Annotated in this window: 17 protein-coding genes and 1 tRNA gene; 11 read left to right on the forward strand and 7 right to left on the reverse strand. The window is 68.5% G+C overall.

Going from position 1 to position 17,814, the window contains the following annotated elements:
• The first annotated feature begins 26 nt into the window (after window positions 1-26).
• Window positions 27-1,031, forward strand: coding sequence for an adenosylcobinamide-phosphate synthase CbiB (gene cbiB, locus RDV64_RS02405; protein ID WP_309197692.1), 1,005 nt, complete (start codon window positions 27-29; stop codon window positions 1,029-1,031).
• On the opposite strand, the gene RDV64_RS02410 is transcribed toward cbiB, so the two are convergent.
• Together RDV64_RS02410 and cobU are read right to left on the reverse strand one after the other, a co-directional pair.
• Entirely contained in the window at window positions 1,028-2,512 is a 1,485-nt protein-coding gene (locus tag RDV64_RS02410; RefSeq protein ID WP_309197693.1) for a cobyric acid synthase, read from the reverse strand. The two genes, cbiB and RDV64_RS02410, sit on opposite strands and share 4 nt — an antisense overlap.
• Window positions 2,509-3,054, reverse strand: coding sequence for a bifunctional adenosylcobinamide kinase/adenosylcobinamide-phosphate guanylyltransferase (gene cobU, locus RDV64_RS02415; RefSeq protein ID WP_309199414.1), 546 nt, complete (start codon window positions 3,052-3,054; stop codon window positions 2,509-2,511). Before cobU ends, RDV64_RS02410 begins: the two co-directional genes overlap by 4 nt.
• Window positions 3,055-3,303: 249 nt before the next feature.
• On the opposite strand from cobU, the gene cobG reads away from it, so the two are divergent.
• From cobG to RDV64_RS02435, 4 genes are read left to right on the forward strand one after another with little or no spacing between them, the layout of a single operon-like run.
• Window positions 3,304-4,548: a precorrin-3B synthase gene (cobG, locus tag RDV64_RS02420; RefSeq protein ID WP_309197694.1), complete on the forward strand. Its 1,245-nt coding sequence runs from the start codon at window positions 3,304-3,306 to the stop codon at window positions 4,546-4,548.
• Entirely contained in the window at window positions 4,545-5,315 is a 771-nt protein-coding gene (locus tag RDV64_RS02425) for a precorrin-3B C(17)-methyltransferase (RefSeq protein WP_309197695.1), read from the forward strand. The genes cobG and RDV64_RS02425 overlap by 4 nt, the downstream gene beginning before the upstream one ends.
• Window positions 5,312-6,535: a precorrin-6y C5,15-methyltransferase (decarboxylating) subunit CbiE gene (cbiE, locus tag RDV64_RS02430; protein WP_309197696.1), complete on the forward strand. Its 1,224-nt coding sequence runs from the start codon at window positions 5,312-5,314 to the stop codon at window positions 6,533-6,535. Before RDV64_RS02425 ends, cbiE begins: the two co-directional genes overlap by 4 nt.
• Entirely contained in the window at window positions 6,532-6,915 is a 384-nt protein-coding gene (locus RDV64_RS02435) for a cobalamin biosynthesis protein (RefSeq protein ID WP_309197697.1), read from the forward strand. The genes cbiE and RDV64_RS02435 overlap by 4 nt, the downstream gene beginning before the upstream one ends.
• Before the next feature lie 5 nt (window positions 6,916-6,920).
• On the opposite strand, the gene RDV64_RS02440 is transcribed toward RDV64_RS02435, so the two are convergent.
• Window positions 6,921-8,054 (reverse strand): cobalt-precorrin-5B (C(1))-methyltransferase, encoded by a 1,134-nt coding sequence (locus tag RDV64_RS02440; protein ID WP_309197698.1) that lies wholly within the window; start codon window positions 8,052-8,054, stop codon window positions 6,921-6,923.
• 68 nt (window positions 8,055-8,122) lie between these two features.
• On the opposite strand from RDV64_RS02440, the gene RDV64_RS02445 reads away from it, so the two are divergent.
• A complete protein-coding gene (locus RDV64_RS02445) occupies window positions 8,123-9,445 on the forward strand; it encodes a cobyrinate a,c-diamide synthase (protein WP_309197699.1) in 1,323 nt (440 codons plus the stop codon).
• Between the two features lie 26 nt (window positions 9,446-9,471).
• Here RDV64_RS02445 and RDV64_RS02450 read toward each other — a convergent pair whose 3' ends face one another.
• The 4 genes from RDV64_RS02450 to RDV64_RS02465 form a co-directional block, all read right to left on the reverse strand.
• Entirely contained in the window at window positions 9,472-10,383 is a 912-nt protein-coding gene (locus RDV64_RS02450; RefSeq protein ID WP_309197700.1) for a dihydroorotate dehydrogenase, read from the reverse strand.
• Complete coding sequence (locus tag RDV64_RS02455; protein ID WP_309197701.1) at window positions 10,383-11,156, reverse strand: hypothetical protein; 774 nt, start codon at window positions 11,154-11,156, stop codon at window positions 10,383-10,385. Before RDV64_RS02455 ends, RDV64_RS02450 begins: the two co-directional genes overlap by 1 nt.
• Entirely contained in the window at window positions 11,153-12,178 is a 1,026-nt protein-coding gene (locus RDV64_RS02460) for a histone deacetylase family protein (RefSeq protein WP_309197702.1), read from the reverse strand. Before RDV64_RS02460 ends, RDV64_RS02455 begins: the two co-directional genes overlap by 4 nt.
• 139 nt (window positions 12,179-12,317) lie before the next feature.
• Window positions 12,318-12,392 (reverse strand) — tRNA-Gly (locus RDV64_RS02465).
• 162 nt (window positions 12,393-12,554) lie between these two features.
• Here RDV64_RS02465 and RDV64_RS02470 point away from each other — a divergent pair.
• From RDV64_RS02470 to RDV64_RS02490, 5 genes are all read left to right on the forward strand, one after another.
• Complete coding sequence (locus tag RDV64_RS02470) at window positions 12,555-13,352, forward strand: ion transporter (RefSeq protein WP_309197703.1); 798 nt, start codon at window positions 12,555-12,557, stop codon at window positions 13,350-13,352.
• A gap of 142 nt (window positions 13,353-13,494) precedes the next feature.
• Window positions 13,495-14,100 (forward strand): hypothetical protein, encoded by a 606-nt coding sequence (locus tag RDV64_RS02475; protein ID WP_309197704.1) that lies wholly within the window; start codon window positions 13,495-13,497, stop codon window positions 14,098-14,100.
• Window positions 14,097-15,788: a methyl-accepting chemotaxis protein gene (locus tag RDV64_RS02480; RefSeq protein ID WP_309197705.1), complete on the forward strand. Its 1,692-nt coding sequence runs from the start codon at window positions 14,097-14,099 to the stop codon at window positions 15,786-15,788. Before RDV64_RS02475 ends, RDV64_RS02480 begins: the two co-directional genes overlap by 4 nt.
• A 160-nt stretch (window positions 15,789-15,948) precedes the next feature.
• Window positions 15,949-16,749 (forward strand): alpha/beta hydrolase, encoded by an 801-nt coding sequence (locus tag RDV64_RS02485; protein ID WP_309197706.1) that lies wholly within the window; start codon window positions 15,949-15,951, stop codon window positions 16,747-16,749.
• Window positions 16,750-16,803: 54 nt separating this feature from the next.
• Entirely contained in the window at window positions 16,804-17,775 is a 972-nt protein-coding gene (locus tag RDV64_RS02490) for a DMT family transporter (protein ID WP_309197707.1), read from the forward strand.
• The last annotated feature ends 39 nt before the right edge of the window (window positions 17,776-17,814 follow it).

Below are 17,814 nucleotides of genomic sequence, written 5' to 3' on the forward strand. Positions count from 1 at the left end.
CGACAGACCGGGCGATAAATCTGCAAATGACTTCACTTGCACTGACCGCTGCGATCACGCTCGCCGCCCTCGCACTGGAAGCTCTGGCCGGATATCCGGATCGCCTGTTCCGCGCCATCGGCCATCCCGTGACGTGGATCGGCGCGCTGATCGCCGGGCTGGACCGTGCGCTCAACCGGGCGGACGCCGCGCCGCTGATGCGCCGGGTGGGCGGCATTCTCGCGCTGCTTGTCATTCTGGCGGTCGCCCTTGCCGGCGGCTGGCTGGTGGAGACGCTGCTTTTCGCGGCGCCGCTGGCACTCGGCATCGGTCTCACCGCTATTGCCGCCAGCAGCCTCCTTGCCCAGCGCAGCCTTCACCAGCATGTGGCCGCGGTGGCAAAGGCCCTCGAACTGGAAGGCGATGAAGCGGCAAGGCTTGCCGCCGGGCGCGCCGCCGTCTCCCGGATTGTCGGACGCGACACGACATCGCTCGACCAGTCCGGCATCTGCCGCGGCGCCATCGAGAGCCTGGCCGAAAACGCATCCGACGGGGTGGTCGCCCCGGCGTTCTGGATGTGCCTTCTGGGGCTGCCCGGCGCCGCCGCCTACAAGGCCATCAACACCGCTGACAGCATGATCGGCCACCGGACGCCGCGCCATGAGGCGTTCGGCTGGGCGTCCGCCCGGCTGGACGATGTGGTCAACCTGCCGGCCTCGCGCCTTTCGGGTCTTCTGTTCGTGGCTGCGGCGGCGCTGATGCCGGCCGCCAGCCCGCGCGGCGCCATCGCCGCCATCGGCCGTGATGCGCACCGCCACCGCTCACCCAACGCCGGTTGGCCGGAGGCAGCGACCGCCGGCGCGCTCGGCATTGCCATTGCCGGTCCCCGCGCCTACGCCGGCCGAATGACGGACACCCCGGTGATGGGCTCTGGCGGCAGGCAGGCTCTTGGCCCGCAGGACATCCGCAACGCGCTCACGCTGTTTTGCATCGCCAACGGCCTTCTTGCCGCGTTGGTGGCGGCGGTTCTGGGGCTCGTACTGGCGTTCTAGCGCGCCAGCGCCAGCATCGCGTCGATGTCCAGATGGGTTTCGAGGTGGGCGGCGAGAGCGTCCAGCGCCGCATCCACCCCAGCCTCATAGTCCAGTCCACCGGACCGGCCACCGAGCCGCTTGATCCAGTCCGCGCGCTGGGTATCGTCCGAAAACAGGCCGTGGATATAGGTGCCGACGACGCGCCCGTTGTGGCCCACCGCCCCATCCGGAAAAGACGCACCGGCGCTGACCGTGATGTGCGCAAACGGCTGCGCCATCGCAGCGCCCGTGGTCTGTCCCATGTGCATTTCATAACCCGAAAGGGTCGCCCCCGAGAACGAGGTTCCGCGCACCGCCACCAGCCGCTTGTCGCCGCCAAGGCTGGTCTCGATGTCGAGAAGGCCGAGCCCGCGAATACTCCCGGCCTCGCCCTCCAGACCCGCCTCGTCACGAACGCAACACCCCAGCATCTGGAACCCGCCGCAGATCCCCAGAACATGGCCGCCCCGGCGCACATGGGCCGCAATATCAATGTCGAGGCCGGACTGCTTCAGCGCCCGAAGATCGGCGATCGTCGCCTTGGAGCCGGGCAGGACCACAAGATCGGCATCACCCGGAATGGGGATGTCCGGGCTTTGCCGCCGCACCGTTACGCCGGGCTCGGCCTCCAGCGGGTCCAGATCGTCGAAGTTGGAGATGGAGGGCAGCATTGGCGCAATCACCAGCAGCGTACCGGCCCCCTTTTCGGTGCCCGGCTGGCGCAGCGCCAGCGCATCCTCGGCTGGCAGGCGGCGCGCATCGTCGATGTGCGGGACGAGGCCGAACGCGCGCCAGCCGGTGTCTGCTGCAATCCGGTCCATCCCGTCGGCAAACAGCGCCGGATCACCGCGGAAGCGGTTGACCAGAAAGCCGCACACCATGGCCGCATCCGCCGGATCGAGCACCGTGCGGGTGCCGACGAGGCTCGCAATCACGCCGCCGCGGTCGATGTCGCCGATCAGCACCACCGGCACATCGGCGGCGCGGGCAAGGCCCATGTTGGCAATATCGTTCTGGCGCAGATTCACCTCGGACGCGCTGCCCGCCCCCTCGATCAGAACAATATCCGCCTCGGCGCGCAGACTGTCGAGGCTTTCCAGCACCGGCGCCATCAGGCTCGGCTTCAACGTCTGGAAATCGGCGGCCTTCCAGCTGCCCAGCACCTTGCCCTGCACGACAACCTGCGCGCCCATCCCGCTCTGCGGTTTCAGGAGCACCGGGTTCATGTGGACGGTGGGCTGAACGCCGGCCGCCCGCGCCTGCAACGCCTGGGCGCGGCCGATTTCGCCGCCATCCAGCGTCACCGCGGCATTGTTGGACATGTTCTGCGGCTTGAACGGTCGCACCTTCAGCCCGCGCAGGGTCAGCGCACGGGCCAGCCCCGCCACAATGAGCGACTTGCCAACGTCCGACCCGGTGCCCTGGAACATCAGCGCGCGAGCGCCCCCGGCCTTCGTCATTTCAGCCTCATCGGCAAGCCGGCCGCCATGAAAACCACGCTGTCCGCCACCCCGGCCACCGCCTGGTTGAGCGCGCCCTGTTGGTCACGGAAGCGTCGGGCGAGCGCATTGTCGGGCACGATGCCAAGGCCCACCTCGTTGGACACAGCCACCCAGGGACCGCGCGGCGCTGCAAGCGCTGCAACCAGCGCGGCGCGTTCGGCCGCCATGTCGGCGTCAGCGAGCAGGCGGTTGCTGAGCCACAAGGTGAGACAGTCGATCAGCACCGGGCGGCCGGGCTCGGCCGCCTCCAGCGCCTCCAGAAGGTTGTGCGGGGCATCGCGGGTCTCCCAGCGCGCATCGCGGCGGGCGCGGTGGGTCGCGATCCGCTCGGCCATTTCGGTGTCGAACGCCTCGGCGGTGGCAATGTAGAGCCACGGCGGCGGCAATGTCTCGATCAGCCGCTCGGCATGGGTGCTCTTGCCGGAGCGCGCCCCGCCGATGACGAAGTGCAAGGTCGCGCCGGTGCCTGAGGCGAATGTCTGGGAGAGTTCGGGGATCATGGCGCGCATACCGCATTGAAGTGTTTTCCAACGCAAGCGCGCAATTGTCTGTTTTTGCGCATGTGTCGCAACTTGACAGGCCCTGGCGATCGTTCGCACATGGCCCCCGATCGAACCCGCCACCGCATTGCTGCAACCGGCTGCGGGAAGCCCGCACAGGCCTCTGCCGCACCGGCGACCGGCCATTGCGGCGACGCCTTCGCCACGGCACAACAAGGCGGCCACAAGCGCGCTTGAAAGGGGGCACGAATGACGATCGGGCAATCGCACGCTCCCCCCTGTCCCGCTGATGCGCCCGCGGTTCCGGCGCGGCGTCGTGGCGCCTGCCCCAGCCTTGCCGCACCCATGACAACAGGCGACGGGCTGCTCGTCCGGCTGACGCCGGAGGGCGGCGCCTTCACGCCCGGCGAGCTTGGCGCGCTCGCCGATGCCGCGAGTGCCCACGGCAACGGGCTGCTGGAGGTGAGCGCCCGCGGCAATGTGCAGATCCGCGGCGTCCGGCCCGAAACGCTGGACGGCCTGCGCGATGCCGTCGACGCCGCCGGCATCCGCCCGCGCGAGGGCGTCCCCATCGACACCAACCCGCTGACCGCATCGCCTCAAGACGACTCCGCCCTCACCGCCGACCCGGCCCCGCTTGCAGCGAGCCTGCGCGCATTGCTCGCCGCCGAAACCTGGCCCCGCCGCCTCGGCCCCAAGGTTGCCGTCGTGATCGACGGTGGCGGGCGCTTCTCGCTTGCCGGCCTTCTGGCCGATGTCCGGCTCGATGCCGCCGAAAATGGCTGGCAGGTGGCGCTGGCCGGGCGCCGTTCAAACGCCGTCCCCCTCGGCCGCGGCAATGCCGAGGAGGCGGTGGCCGCGGCATTCGATACGCTGCGCCTTGTGGCCGCCGGAGGCCCCGTGTTCCGCGCCCGAGACCTTGATGCTGCCGACCTTGCATCGCTTTCCCAACGGCTGCGACCCGCCGGTCCGCTCACCGCAGCAACCACGGCCCCGGTCGGTCTCGTGCCGCTTCGCTGCGGCGCTGCTGCGGCCCTCGCCCTGCCGTTTGGCGCTATCGACGCCGTGGCGCTGTCCGCTCTCGCAGCCGCCGGCAGCCGCGCGCTGGCCGTGCATCCCGCGGCCGGGCGCCGTCTGGTCTTCACCTTCAACACTGCCGCTGCAGCAAAGGCGTTTCTCGCGACTGCGGCTGAAAGCGGACTGGTGGTCGATGCGGCTGACCGGCGCCTTGGCATCGAGGTTTGCGCGGGGAAGCCGGCATGTGCATCTGCTTTCGTCAACACGCGCGCCATTGCCGCCCGTCTTGCCGCAGACTTGCGCGCGCCGCTTCCGGGGGCGGTGCACATTTCGGGTTGTGCCAAGGGCTGCGCCCGGCCCGCCGCGCCCATTGCCGAGCTGGTGGGCACGGCCGATGGCCCGGAAATCCGCGCAACCAACCCCGCCATGGCTGATGCCTTGCGCGCGGCGGCAGCCGCAGGGGAAACCGCGCAATGACAGGGCATCTTTATGTGATCGGCCTTGGGCCGGGCGATGTGCAATTCCGCACGGGGGAGGCAGAGGCCGCGCTCGCGGACGTCGCCCACGTGTTCGGCTACAAGCCCTATGTGGCGCGGGTTGCAGCGCGGGCTGGCCTCACCCGCCATGCCTCCGACAACCGCGAAGAGATCGACCGCGCCGCCGCGGCACTGACCCTTGCGGCTGCGGGGGAGAAGGTTGCTCTGGTATCCGGCGGCGACCCGGGCGTGTTCGCCATGGCCGCGGCCGCCTGCGAGGCCGTGGAGCACGGTCCGGCTCCCTGGCGCACCGTGCCTCTGACTGTGGTGCCCGGCATCACCGCCATGCTGGCGCTGGCGGCCCGCGTCGGCGCCCCTCTTGGTCACGACTTCTGCGCCATCTCGCTGTCCGACAATCTCAAGCCATGGGATGTGATCGAGATGCGGCTGCGCGCCGCAGCCCGCGCCGGCTTTGCGATGGCGTTCTACAACCCCGTCAGCCGCGCACGCCCCTGGCAGCTCGGCCGCGCGCTGGACATCCTGCGCGAAGAACTGCCGCCGACCGTGCCGGTGATCTTCGGCCGCGCGGTCACACGGCCGGACGAAGCCATCGCCATCGTCCCCCTTGCCGACGCCATCTCCGACATGGCGGACATGGCCACCTGCCCCATTGTCGGCACCGCAGAGACCCGCCTTGTGCCCCGGCCGGACCTGCCCCCGCTGATCTACACGCCGCGCACACTTGCCCCCGCAAAGGTGACGCCATGAGCGAAGCCGCACGCCCCTGGCTCACCATAGTCGGCATTGGCGAAGACGGGGTTGCCGGCCTCGGCGAAAATGCACGCGCCGCCATTTCCGCGGCGGATCTGGTGGTGGGCGGCGCGCGGCACCTTGCGCTGGCCGCACCGCTGATCGGCGGACGGCAGGAGACCTGGCCAAAGCCCTTCAGCCTTGCGCCGGTGCTGTCCCGCCGCGGTGAGGCTGTGTGCGTGCTCGCCTCCGGCGACCCGTTCTGGCACGGCGTCGGCGCGCTTCTCGCCCGCGAAGTGCCGGTCTGCGAGATGCGCGTTTTCGCCGGCCAGTCCGCCTTTGCCATGGCGGCGCAGCGGATGGGCTGGGCGATGCAGAATGTCGTTGCGCTGTCTCTCCATGGCCTGCCCGTCGCGCGGCTGCGACCCCACCTCAGCCCCGGCCGCCGGATTCTGGCGCTGACGTCGGATGAAAACGGCCCGGCCGAAATGGCGGCGCTCGCCACACGCCACGGCTTCGGCGACAGCGCGCTCACGGTGCTGGAAGCGCTCGGCGGCCCTGCCGAAGCCATTCGCCGCACCACTGCGGCCAGCTTCGATCTTTCGGGCCTCAACCCCCTCAACGTGGTGGCGCTCGATGTTGTGGGGTCTCCGGGTGCCGCCGCAATGCCGCTGAGCCCCGGCCTGCCGGACGACTGGTTCGCCCACGACGGGCAGATCACCAAGCGCGAAGCCCGTGCGCTGGCAATTTCTGCACTGGCGCCGTTGCCGGGCGAGATCCTGTGGGACATTGGCGCTGGCGCAGGCTCCGTTGCCATCGAGTGGATGCTGCGGGACGCGAGCCTTGGCGCCTTCGCAATCGAGGCGGTGCCGGAGCGGGCTGCGCGGATCGTGCAGAATGCCGAGGCGCTCGGCGTGCCGTCCCTGCGGCTGGTGGAAGGCCGGGCACCGGAGGCACTGGCCGGCCTGCCGCCGCCAGATGCCGTGTTTGTGGGCGGCGGCGCCAGCAATCCGGCCATTATCGATGCCGCACTGGCGGCACTGCGGCCCGGCGGCCGGTTGGTGGTCCACGCCGTCACGCTGGAAACCGAGGCGGTGCTTCTGGCCTGCCACGCCCGCCTCGGCGGCAGCCTGACACGGCTTGAGATCGCCCGCGCCAGCGCTGTCGGCCGGATGCACGGCTGGCGGCCTGCCATGCCCGTCACCCAGTGGGTGTATGCCGGCAAGGTTGCGCCGTGAGCGGCAGCATCATTGCGGGGTGGGGGTTCGCGTCGAACGCCCTCAGCACCGAGTTCCTGTACGCCATCGACAAGGCCTTGACCGACTACCGCGTCAACCGCTCGACCCTCATCCAGATTGCGATTCCGGCAGGCAAGTCTGACCGCGCAGCCCTCATCGCCGCCGATCGCCTAAAACTGCCGCTGTTTGCCATCAGCCACGAGGCGCTCGCGGCCGTCGAAGCGGATCTCGCCACATGGTCGGACCGGAGCATTGCGGCGACCGGATCGCCCTCCGCTTGTGAAGCCGCCGCCCTTTGCGGCGCGGGCGAAGGCGCGGTGCTTCTCGGGCCGCGCGTCGCCTTCGGGAAGGTCACCTGCGCGCTTGCACGGCGCAGATGATGGCTTCAGCTTCGGTCCACCGGACGCATCGGGGTGCGGCCGACGAGGGTTCCCGCCCGGTCGAACAGCACCACCTCCAGCGAGACGGGGTGGGCAAGGCCCAGCACAGGCGCCGCAACGCCCCAGGCGCGCTCGGCCACAAGGTCACCCAGCGGAAGGCCGGCCGCCTGCGCATGCTGGAACGCCTCGGCCACCGTGTTGGCCGTCTCGATGGCGGTGCAGACGGCCGCGCTGCCGCCTGCCCCGGCCGCGATGGCAGCAAGCGGCCCCATCTCGGCACGGCCGCGCTTGGAGTGGACGTCCAGCATCCCCTGGCCAAGCTTGGTCATCTTGGCCGGGCCGCCGGCCAGCGTCACCTTCGCCACCGGATGCGCCTTCAGATATTTCAGCGTGCCACCCACAAAGTCGCCCATCTCGATGAGCTGGGCGTCGGCAAGGCCGTGGAGCCGCTGCACCGCCTGTTCGGACACGGAGCCGGTGCTGGCGGCCACATGGTCGTGCCCCGTGGCGCGGGCCACATCGATGCCGCGGTGGATCGAGTGGATCCACGCCGCGCACGAAAACGGAATGACGATGCCGGTGGTGCCGAGGATCGAAAGGCCGCCGACAATGCCAAGCCGCGGGTTCAGCGTTTTCAGCGCCAGCGCCCGGCCATCCTCCACGCCGATCTCCACCCCGAAGTCGAGGTCGGGGGCGACATCGCCGATGGCGGCGGCAATCATCGCGCGCGGGTGGGGGTTGATGGCAGGCTCCCCCGGCGGCACCGGCAACCCCGGCAGCGTGACCATGCCAACGCCCTCTCCAGCGGCAAAGCCAAGCCCCGCGCCTGGCGCCCGGCGCGTCACCCGCACCCACACCAGCGCGCCATGGGTCACGTCCGGGTCGTCGCCTGCATCCTTGACGATGGCGGCAAAGGCGGCGCCGTCTTCCAGCCCATGGCGGGCAAGGGCGAAGGCGGGTGTCTGCCCGCCGGGAAGCGTGATTGTGACCGGGTCCGGAAATGTGCCGCTGAGGAGGGCCGCCGCAGCCGCCTTGGCAGCGGCCGCCGCGCAGGCGCCGGTGGTCCAGCCGCGGCGAAGCGCGGTGGGCTCCGGCGTGTCGCCGGGAACGCCATGGTGCGGCGGATCTGCGCTATTCATCTGACACACATACTGAGTGGCGCTCGCCCCGTCACGGGTGTTGCGCGCACGAGCCGGAAGGAATGCCGATGACGGTGCCCCGTGGGTTGATTGTGGGCGCCCCGCGCTCGGGTTCCGGCAAGACCAGCGTGACCATCGGCCTCCTGCGCGCTTTGGCGCGCCGGGGCGTGCGCGTCGCTGCCGCAAAGTCCGGGCCGGATTATATTGACCCCGGCTTTCACAAGTTTGCCACCGGCCGGATGGGCGTCAACCTCGACACGTGGTCGATGGCGCCGCCCCTCCTCGACACGCTGGCCGCCAGCGCCGCAGATGGTGCCGATCTTCTTGTGATCGAAAGCGCCATGGGTCTGTTCGACGGGATCGACGCGGCGCCCGGCCGCTCCGGCGCCGCCTCCGACCTTGCGCGCCGCTACGGCCTGCCGGTCCTTCTGGTGCTCGATGTTTCGGGCCAGTCGCGCACGGCGGCCGCGGTGGCACACGGGTTTGCAACGTTCGATCCGGAGATTGCGCTGGCCGGTGTCGTCCTCAACAAGGTGGGGAGCGAGCGGCACCGCAGTCAGGCGGCCGGTGCCATTGCGCGCGCCGGTATTCGCGTTCTCGGCAGTGTTCCCCGCAACCCGGACATGGCGCTGCCCGAGCGGCATCTGGGGCTGATCCAGGCGTCGGAACTTGCCGGCATAGAAGCGATCCTCGACGGGCTGGCCGATGTGATGGAAGCATCGCTGGACCTCGATGCCATCCTTGCGGCCGCTCGGCCGCTCGATCTTGCGACAGTGCCGAGTGGCCCGGCCCTGCCCCCGCCGGGCCAGCGGATCGCACTTGCGCAAGATGCGGCATTCTCGTTCGTCTATCCGCACGTTGTGGCGGGATGGCGCGCAGCGGGCGCCGAGCTTGTGCCGTTCTCACCCCTGGCAGACGAGGCCCCGCCCGACGATTGCGACTGCTGCTGGCTGCCCGGCGGCTATCCGGAGCTGCACGCCGGCCCCCTTGCCGCCGCCTCGCATTTTCGCGAGGGGGTGGCGCGGTTTGCGGCGCAGCGGCCTGTGCACGGCGAGTGCGGCGGCTTTATCGCGCTGGGGGCAACGCTGGAGGACGCGGGCGGCGTGGTCCATCCGATGCTTGGCCTGCTGGGGCACGAAACGAGTTTTGCCAGACGCAAGATGAACCTTGGCTACCGCAGCGCCCGCCTCCTCGGCGATACGCCCATCGGCCTTAAAGATAGCGTGGTCCGCGGGCACGAATTCCACTATGCGCGGGTCGTGGCCGCCGGACCGGATGAAGCGCTGGCCGAAGTCTCGGACGGGATCGGCAACCTGATCGGCCCCTCCGGCGGCCGGCGCGGCAACGTCACCGGCACCTTCTTTCACGCCATCGCATCAGAGACCGGCTGAGCGGTATTGCGAACGCGGGGCAGCGCTCAACGCCCCGTTGCGGCGACCCGCAGCGCCTCCCGGAAGGCGGCAAGCGTGGTGCCGCGGGCGTCGATTTCCGCGGCGAGGCCATCGATCAGCCGAACCATGGTGGAGGGCCGGGCAAGGGTGCCCGTGCCCACCGCAACGGCGGACGCACCCGCGGCGAAATAGTCGCGCACGTCGGACAGGGTCATCACGCCGCCGCAGCCGATGACGGGAATGGCAACGCGGCCCGCCATATCGTCGACAATGCGCAACCCCACCGGCTTCAGCGGCGGGCCGGAAAGTCCGCCGGTGCGGTTGGAAACACGCGGTGCGCCGTTCTTGTCCAGCACCATGGCCGGCATGGTGTTGCCGGCAATCAGCGCATCGGCGCCGGCTGCCTCGCAGGCGGCGGCCACTGCGCCCGGCGCGGTTGCCGCCGGCGTCAGCTTGCACCACAGCGGCTTTGTGGTCACCGCGCGGCAGCCGGCCACAACGGCCTCGGCATCGCGCGGATCGGCGGCAAAGATCCGCCCGCCGGCCTCAAGGTTCGGGCACGACAGGTTGAGTTCCAGCCCGTCCGCATCGGTCCCGGAAAAGCGGGCGGCCATGTCCGCGAACTCGGCCGCGGTGTCGGCAGAGACCGACACGATCACCGGCGGCCTGTGCGCCTTGTAAAGCGGCAGCACGTCGCGGATGAACGCCTCCACCCCGTCCGACGGAATGCCGATGGCATTGAGGATGCCGCCCGCCGCCTCCGCAAGCCGGGGTGCCGGATGGCCCGTGCGCGCGCCCGGCGTGATGGTCTTGGGCACCAGCGCGCCCAGCCGGTCGATGTCGAAGACGCGGGCGTGCTGGAGGCCGAAGGTGCCGGATGCCGGCAGGACCGGACAGGGGAGCGCAATGCCGCCGAGGGTGAGCGAAAGGTCGGCCATCAGGCGGCCTCCCCGAAATCCGGTTGCGAGAGCGGAAAGATCGGCCCCTCGCACACCAGAAGCGGCGGCCCGCCGCGCGTGCCGTGGATGCAGACCTTGCACACGCCAAGCCCGCACGCCATTGCGGCCTGAAGCGACGCCTCCCCCGGAATTTCGGCGCGGGCGGCATAGGCCTGCGAAACCGACATGGCGCTGTTTCCGGCGCCCGCGGCGATGAAGGCCGGGGCCGCTCTCGTCAATGCATTGCTGAGCGAGGCGAGCGGCACATAGTCCACCGCCGCGCCGGTTGCCTTGAAGGCGGCGAGGATCGGCCCGTCGGACGGGTTGGGGCCGTCCTCCACCATCAGGACGCGGTCGTTGTAACCGGCGGCCCGGCGTTCGTGGCAAAGCGCCAGCATGGTGCCGGCATGGTAGGCGTCAACGACAATGGTGATGGGTTCAGCCGGTGCCGAAAAGCGGTTGCCCAGCGGGCCGATCAGGGCGATCCGGTCGCCGGGTTGCGCGGCGGCGAGCATCTGCGTTCCGGCGGCCTTGATGTTGAAGGCGATGGCCAGCGCCCCGTCCATCCGCGGCACGAGGCTGAGAGGCCGCGGCAGGATCGGCGCGCCCGGTGCAAGGCTCGCCAGAAGGGCGAACTGCCCGGCACCGACGCCCTTGAAGGCATCCGGCCAGTCAAGCTGCAGCTCGCAGAGCGTGCCGTCGACGGCGATGCGCGTGATTGTGCAGTCCACGTCGACGACGTCGCGCGTTGCCTTGGTGCCGGGGGCGCTCATCGGGCTTCCATGAAGGCGCCGAGGAAGGCTGCGGCGTTGTCGGTCAGCGAGGGGGCGAGATAGCCGCCCTCCTGGGTGATCAGGACCGGAAGCGGTTGCTGGCCGATGAGTTCGCCCGCCCGGCGCAGGCCCTCGGTGGTGACGGCCATGCCGCCGAGCGGGTCGCTCTCGTGCACGTCCAGCCCAAGGGCCAGAACCAGCGTGTCGGCGCCAAAGCGCGCCACGTCGTCCAGCCCTGCGGCAAGGGCGGCGAGCCATGCATCGTCAGTGCTTTTGAGCGGCAGCGGCCGGTTGCGGTTGTAGCCCTCCCCGGCTCCGGCGCCAGTCTCCGCCCCATGGCCCACGAACCAAGGGTAGAAATGATGCGGATCGGCGTGGATGGAGACGGTGAGCACATCCGCCCGGCCGTAGAAGATCGCCTGTGTGCCGTTGCCGTGGTGGACGTCAATGTCGAGGATGGCGGGCCGTGCGCCATCGCGCGCAAGGGCCGCGGCCGCAATGGCGGCGTTGTTGAGGAAGCAGTGGCCGCCGGCCACTTCGGCGCCGGCGTGGTGGCCGGGCGGACGGGTCAGCGCGTAGGTCTCGCGCGCACCGGCCGACAGCGCGGCGGCGGCGGCCACGGCGCAGTCGGCGGCCCGGCGCGCGGCATGGCCCGTGTGCGGGCCGACGGGGCACGCAAGGTCCGCCATGTGCCACCCTGCTCGGCCGACAAGACCGTCCGGATAGCTGGCCTCGGGCCGGCGCGGCTGGGCATTGCCCACAACTTCCGGGCCGGTGCCGGCCATCGCCTGCCAGTCCCGGGCCGCCTCGGCCAGAAATGCGAGGTAGCGCGGGGTGTGGACGGCGGCCAAAGGGGCCACGCCAGCATCCGGCGGCGTTTCGTGCGAAAGGCCGATCCGGTCCAGCGCGGCGATCAGCCGTGTCGCCCGCTCGGCCCGCTCCTCGTTGGCAGCCACCTTTCCGCGCAGGAGAAAGAACGACGGCGCGTGGGCCTCGGTCTCGGGAGCATAAAAGACGCGCATCAAGCCTCCACCGCCGCGCGGGGCAGCGGGCCCGGCCCGCCTGACAACGCCGCAACGCTGGGGCCACGCAATAGCGCGCGCTTTTGCACGGGCGCAAGCGTTGGCCGGCCCGGAACGATGGCTGGGAGGATGAAGGCTGTGGAGCGGGCGATGGGGATCGAACCCACGACATCAAGCTTGGGAAGCTTGCGTTCTACCGCTGAACTACACCCGCATGGCGCGCACATCATGCCGAAGCACAGGCGTTGTCAAGCCGGTCGAGGACGATCGAGGTCCGCGTCAGGGCGCTTGACGGGTCATGCCGCGGCGCAGCATGAGGGCGCAGTCTCTGCCCCGAGCCAACCGGAGTGCCCCTGTGCTTGAGCGTGTTCGCAAAATGGTGACGTCCCGGGTCTGGGAAGGGGTGATCATCACCCTCATTCTGGTCAATGCCGCGATCCTGGGGCTGATGACCTCGGAGCGGGCGATGGCCGCCGCCGGCCCACTGCTGACGGCGCTCGATCAGATCATCATTGCCGTGTTCGTGGTCGAAATCGTCCTGCGCATCGCCGTGTTCCGGCTGCGCTTCTTCACCGACCCGTGGAGCCTGTTCGACCTTCTGGTTGTGCTGATTGCCATCGCGCCGACCACGCGGGAATTCTCCGTCCTGCGGTCCCTGCGCATCCTGCGGGTGCTGCGGCTGATCTCGGTGGTCCCGTCGCTGAAGCGGGTGGTGGGCGGGCTGATTGCGGCGCTCCCCGGCATGGCGTCGATCATGGTGCTGATGGCGCTGATCTTCTACGTCTTCTCGGTGATGGCGACGTCCCTTTACGGCGCCACCTTTCCGGACTGGTTCGGCACCGTCGGGGAATCGTTCTATTCGCTGTTCCAGATCATGACGCTGGAATCGTGGTCCATGGGCATCGTGCGGCCCGTGATGGAAGCCCATCCCCTCGCCTGGCTCTTCTTCGTGCCATTCATCATGGTCACGTCGTTTGCGGTGCTGAACCTCTTCATCGGTATCATCGTGTCCGGCATGCAGCAGGACGTGGAGGCGGAGGCGGCCGCCAGCCGGGATGCGATGATGGAAGAGCAAAGCTCCATGCATGACGACATCAAGGCGCTCCGCCGCGACGTCAGCGCCCTGCGCGCGCTGATGGCGCAAGACGGCAGCACGGACCGCGGGGCACGCTGAGCAGCAACTGCATTCCGGCTGAGGACTTCATTCCGGCTGAGGACAGCCCCAGGCGACAGTGGCGTGAGATGAAAGCTGCTGCGTAAGCGCACGGAAGCATTTTCGTGTGTGGGAATCTCAATCCGGATACGGAGGTCCGAAAATGCGTGCCCGTGCAATGGCTGCAGCGCTTTGCGGTGCAGCAATCGCCCTCCAGGCGCAAGCGTCTGAGAACAAGCCCGACCCCAAGAAACTGATCAACGCGCAAGTGATTGCGGAAGTGCAGGATGTGCTGTCGCGCGAAGTGGTCTCCTACGCGCTGCGGAACTTCAACCGAGTCCGCGGGGACCTCACCCCCGAGCAGATACTGGCGTTTGACGCCCAGTGGCGCCAAGAGCGGGAGCGAGAGCGAAAACCGCTGATCGTGGCAACCCTGTCCAACCCGTTGTCGACCTATGTGAAACGGGTCCAGGCGCGTTCGGTCGGCCTTTACGTGGAAATCATCCTGACCGACCACCACGGCCTGAATGTCGGTCAGAGCAGCATCACCAGCGACATGTGGCAGGGCGACGAAGCCAAGTTCCAGAAAACATACGAGCTCGGGCCCGGCTCCATCTTCATCGACGAGGCAGAGTGGCACGAAGAAACCAAGACCTGGCGCGCCCAGCTGAACCTCACCATCGAAGATCCGGCCAACGGTGAGCTGCTCGGCGCAGCCACCTTCGAACTCAATCTGACCGAACTTCAGCGGCGGGGTGCCCAATCATGAAGAGCCTCTCCATAGCCAACAAGGGCACGCTTGCCTGTGGCGCCATCGCGGTCGTCTCAATTGCCGCATTCGGCATCGTGATCTGGACGACGATGCTGCAATCGCAGACCACCGAGCGGGTCCTCCAGACCTTCCGGCTCGCGATCGCCACCGTGGAATATCGCGACGCGGTGGACCAGGGTCACGCCGATCTTCTCAAGAAGATGATTCTCGGCGAGACCATCGACGAAGAAAAAGTCCTCAAATCCTTCTCCGAATCGCAAGACCAGCTGGAGGGTCTGCGTACCCAGATTGTCGGCCTCGACGGTGCCGCCGACTTCCTTGCACATGTCGACACCATCTCCGCCCTTCGCGAGGAGTGGTTCCGCGATATCGCACTGCTACAGATCAGCGACATGGCTGATCCGGTCCGCGTCGACCTTGCGCGATTGCGCGAGAACGACGTGCGCGGCCACGAGATCTGGGACAGCCTTGCAGAAGAAATGGACGTGCTGGTGGCCGACGCCCGCGCGCTGCGGGAAAATTACACGGCGAGTCTTGAGTGGGAACAGCGCATGCTGCTGATCGGCGGCATTGCAGGCGGCGTGATCGTCACCATCCTTGCGCTCCTCGTTACCATCTTCGTTCGCCGCAAGATTGCCGCCCCGCTGCGCGACCATACCAGGGTCGCCCTCGCGCTGCGGTCCCACGACTGGTCGGTGAAGGTGCCGCACCTCGACCGCCAGGACGAGATCGGAGAGCTGGGTCAGGCGCTCCAGACGTTGCGGGACGAGGGCCGCGTGGCGCAGGAAAACGACGCCAAGTACCGCATCGAATCCGAGGCGCAGATCAAGCAGGCCGCCGCTGTGAAGCAGGCTTCGGATGATTTCAAGACGACCTCGGCCGTCGTGCTGGAAGAAGTGGAATCGGCTGCGCTTGCACTGGCGGAAGCAGCGCAGTCTCTGGGTCTTCGTGCTGGCGAGGGGCACGCGCTGACCACCAGCGTTGCGGAAGCTGCCACCTCCTCGGGCGTCAACATGCAGAGCGTGGCCGCCGCCATCGAGGAAATGTCGATCTCCGTGGACGAGATCAGCCGTCAGGTGCAAAGCGCCACACAGCTCACGCAACAAACGACCCAGGCCTCGCAGGCAGCCATCAAGCAGGTTTCCGGCCTTCTCGAAAAATCGAAGAAGATCAACGATGTGATCGAGCTGATCGACAACATCGCCGAGCAGATCAACCTGCTCGCACTCAACGCAACCATCGAATCGGCCCGTGCGGGCGAGGCGGGCAAGGGGTTTGCCGTGGTCGCCCAGCAGGTGAAGGAACTGGCCGACCAGACCGGCAGCGCCACGGAGGAAATTTCCAAGGTCATCTCGGACGTTCGCAAGGAAATTACCGATGTGGTCCACGCGATCGAGGGGATCGGCACGTCCATCAACGCGGTCAACGACAACTCGTCGACGGTGGCGGCTGCCGTGGAGCAGCAAAGTGCCGCAATCAACGAGATTTCATCCAACGTGGGCGCGGTGTCGACCCAGACCAACTCGGTGGCCGACAATGTGAAGGGCGTTGCCAAACAGATTGGCGAGACCCACACGCTGGCCGAAAGTGTCCGCGGTCTTTCCTCGCGCGTGAAGGACAACGGCACGAAGATGCAGACGGAGATCTCATCCTTCTTCGACGCCATCCGCAACAGGGCGGCCTGATCACGCAACCTGGAGGCCAGCGCACGCCGTGAACCGGCAAGTGCTGGCCTCCCCATTGTAAAGCGCGTTCCCCCGCCATTCGCCGCGCAGGCGCTCGGCACATGGGTGCACCGCGCAAACGGGCCTTCCGCGGCGCCGCATTGCGGAATAAAGCGGTCCGATGACCACAGTCACCATGCTCCACGCCGTCACCCGCGACAGGCACGACTTCGCCCCCTTCGCCGCGACAATTGCCCGGATGAACCCGCGCCCCCAGGACCTTCTGGGTCACGGAGAAGCGCCGCGGGCCCCCCGCTACCGCCTCCAGGATTTCGCCGCCGCCGTGCGCTGGCCGGATGCAAACGCCGCTGAGGCTTCCGCCGCAACAGGCACACCCGGCGACGGGCCGCTGTTTTACGGCCACTCGCTCGGCGGCCTCGTCGCCCTCGCCGTGGCGCAAGACAACCCCGGCCGCCTCCGCGGTCTGGTGCTGGAAGATCCGCCACTGTTCGAATCGCGCCAGCCGCGGCTCGACACCACCCCGTGGGCCGGCGGCTTTCGTGCCCTCAAGCGGATCATGACCGGCAAGGGCCGCGACCGCACCCTGGCCGAGTGGGAAGCCGCGGTCGCCCTGTGGCCCTCGGGCCACGGCACACAGACAATTGCGGAACAAGGCGGCACGGATGCCGTGGCCCGCCGCGCCCGCCAGATTGCCGCACTCGACCCCGCCGTTCTGGACGCGATGGTGGATCCGGATCTCCACCATGCGTTCGACCCCATCACCGCAATTCGCGCGGCACGATGCCCGGTGACCATCCTTGTCGGCAACCGCGAGGAAGGCAGCGCACTCAGCGCCCAGGACCTCGTGATTCTTGCCGCCGAACCCAGCGTCACCCTTGTGCGCATTCAGTCGGCCGGCCACTACCTGCACGAAGCAAGGCCCGACCTTTGCGCCGATGCGCTCAAGGCCCTCGCGCCCTAGCGGCGCGCCCGTACGCCACCGGCACCGGCGACCGCTGCCACTGGAGTTCCGACGATGACGCACAAGCCCGCCGCGGCCGCCGCCAGCGCCGTTCCTGCCGCAGTGGCGCCCGCGTTCACCGCACGGATGGACGGCCCGGCCTGGGTGATGCTGGTGGCCCTGTCGGCGCTGTGGGGTTGCTCGTTCGTCTTCGTCGAAGTGATCCTGACCGCTATCCCGGTGCTCTCCCTTGTGGCGCTGCGCGTCCTCTTCGCCGCACTCACCCTGTGGATAGCGGTGGGACTGATCGGCGCGGCGATCCCGCGGGCGCCGCGCATCTGGGGCGCCTTCGCCGTGCTCGGCTTCGTCAACAATGCGGTGCCGTTTTCGCTCATCGTCTATGGGCAAACCGAAATCACCGCCGGGCTCGCCGCCATCCTCAACGCCACCACACCGCTGTTCACCGGGCTCATTGCCGGCATCGCCCTCACCGACGAGAGGCTGACGCCCGCCAAGCTCGGGGGCATGGCGCTCGGCCTCACCGGCGTTGTCGTCATGATAGGCCCCGGCGCCATCCTTGCCCTTGGCGAGGAGATCTTGCCCGAACTCGCGATCCTCGGCGCCGCGCTCTCTTATGCCCTTGCCGCAGTCTACGGCCGCCGCTTCAAGCGGTTCGGCGTGCGACCTGTTGTCATTGCCGCAGGACAGACCAGCGCGTCGGCCACCATCATGGTGCCGTTGGCACTCTTCATGGACGGCCCGGCGGTGTTCCAGGTGGACAGCCCGCTGATCTGGGCGGCGGTCGTGGCCAATGCCTGCCTGTCCACAGCGTTGGCCTACATTCTTTATTTTACAATTCTGGGGCGTGCCGGGGCCACCAATGCCAGCCTCGTTACGGTGCTGGTGCCAGTCTTTGCGGTCATTGCGGGCACGCTTCTCCTCAATGAATCGCTGGCAATCGAACAGATCTGCGGTATGGGCTTGATCTTCGCGGGACTTGCCGTGATTGACGGAAGGCTGTTCAAGAGATCAACCGAACGTCCATGAGCTGGCAGGGAGCGTTGCGCCCGCAAAAACGCTATGCTA

It is taken from the genome of Acuticoccus sp. MNP-M23 (assembly GCF_031195445.1).
Classification (GTDB): Bacteria; Pseudomonadota; Alphaproteobacteria; order Rhizobiales; family Amorphaceae; genus Acuticoccus.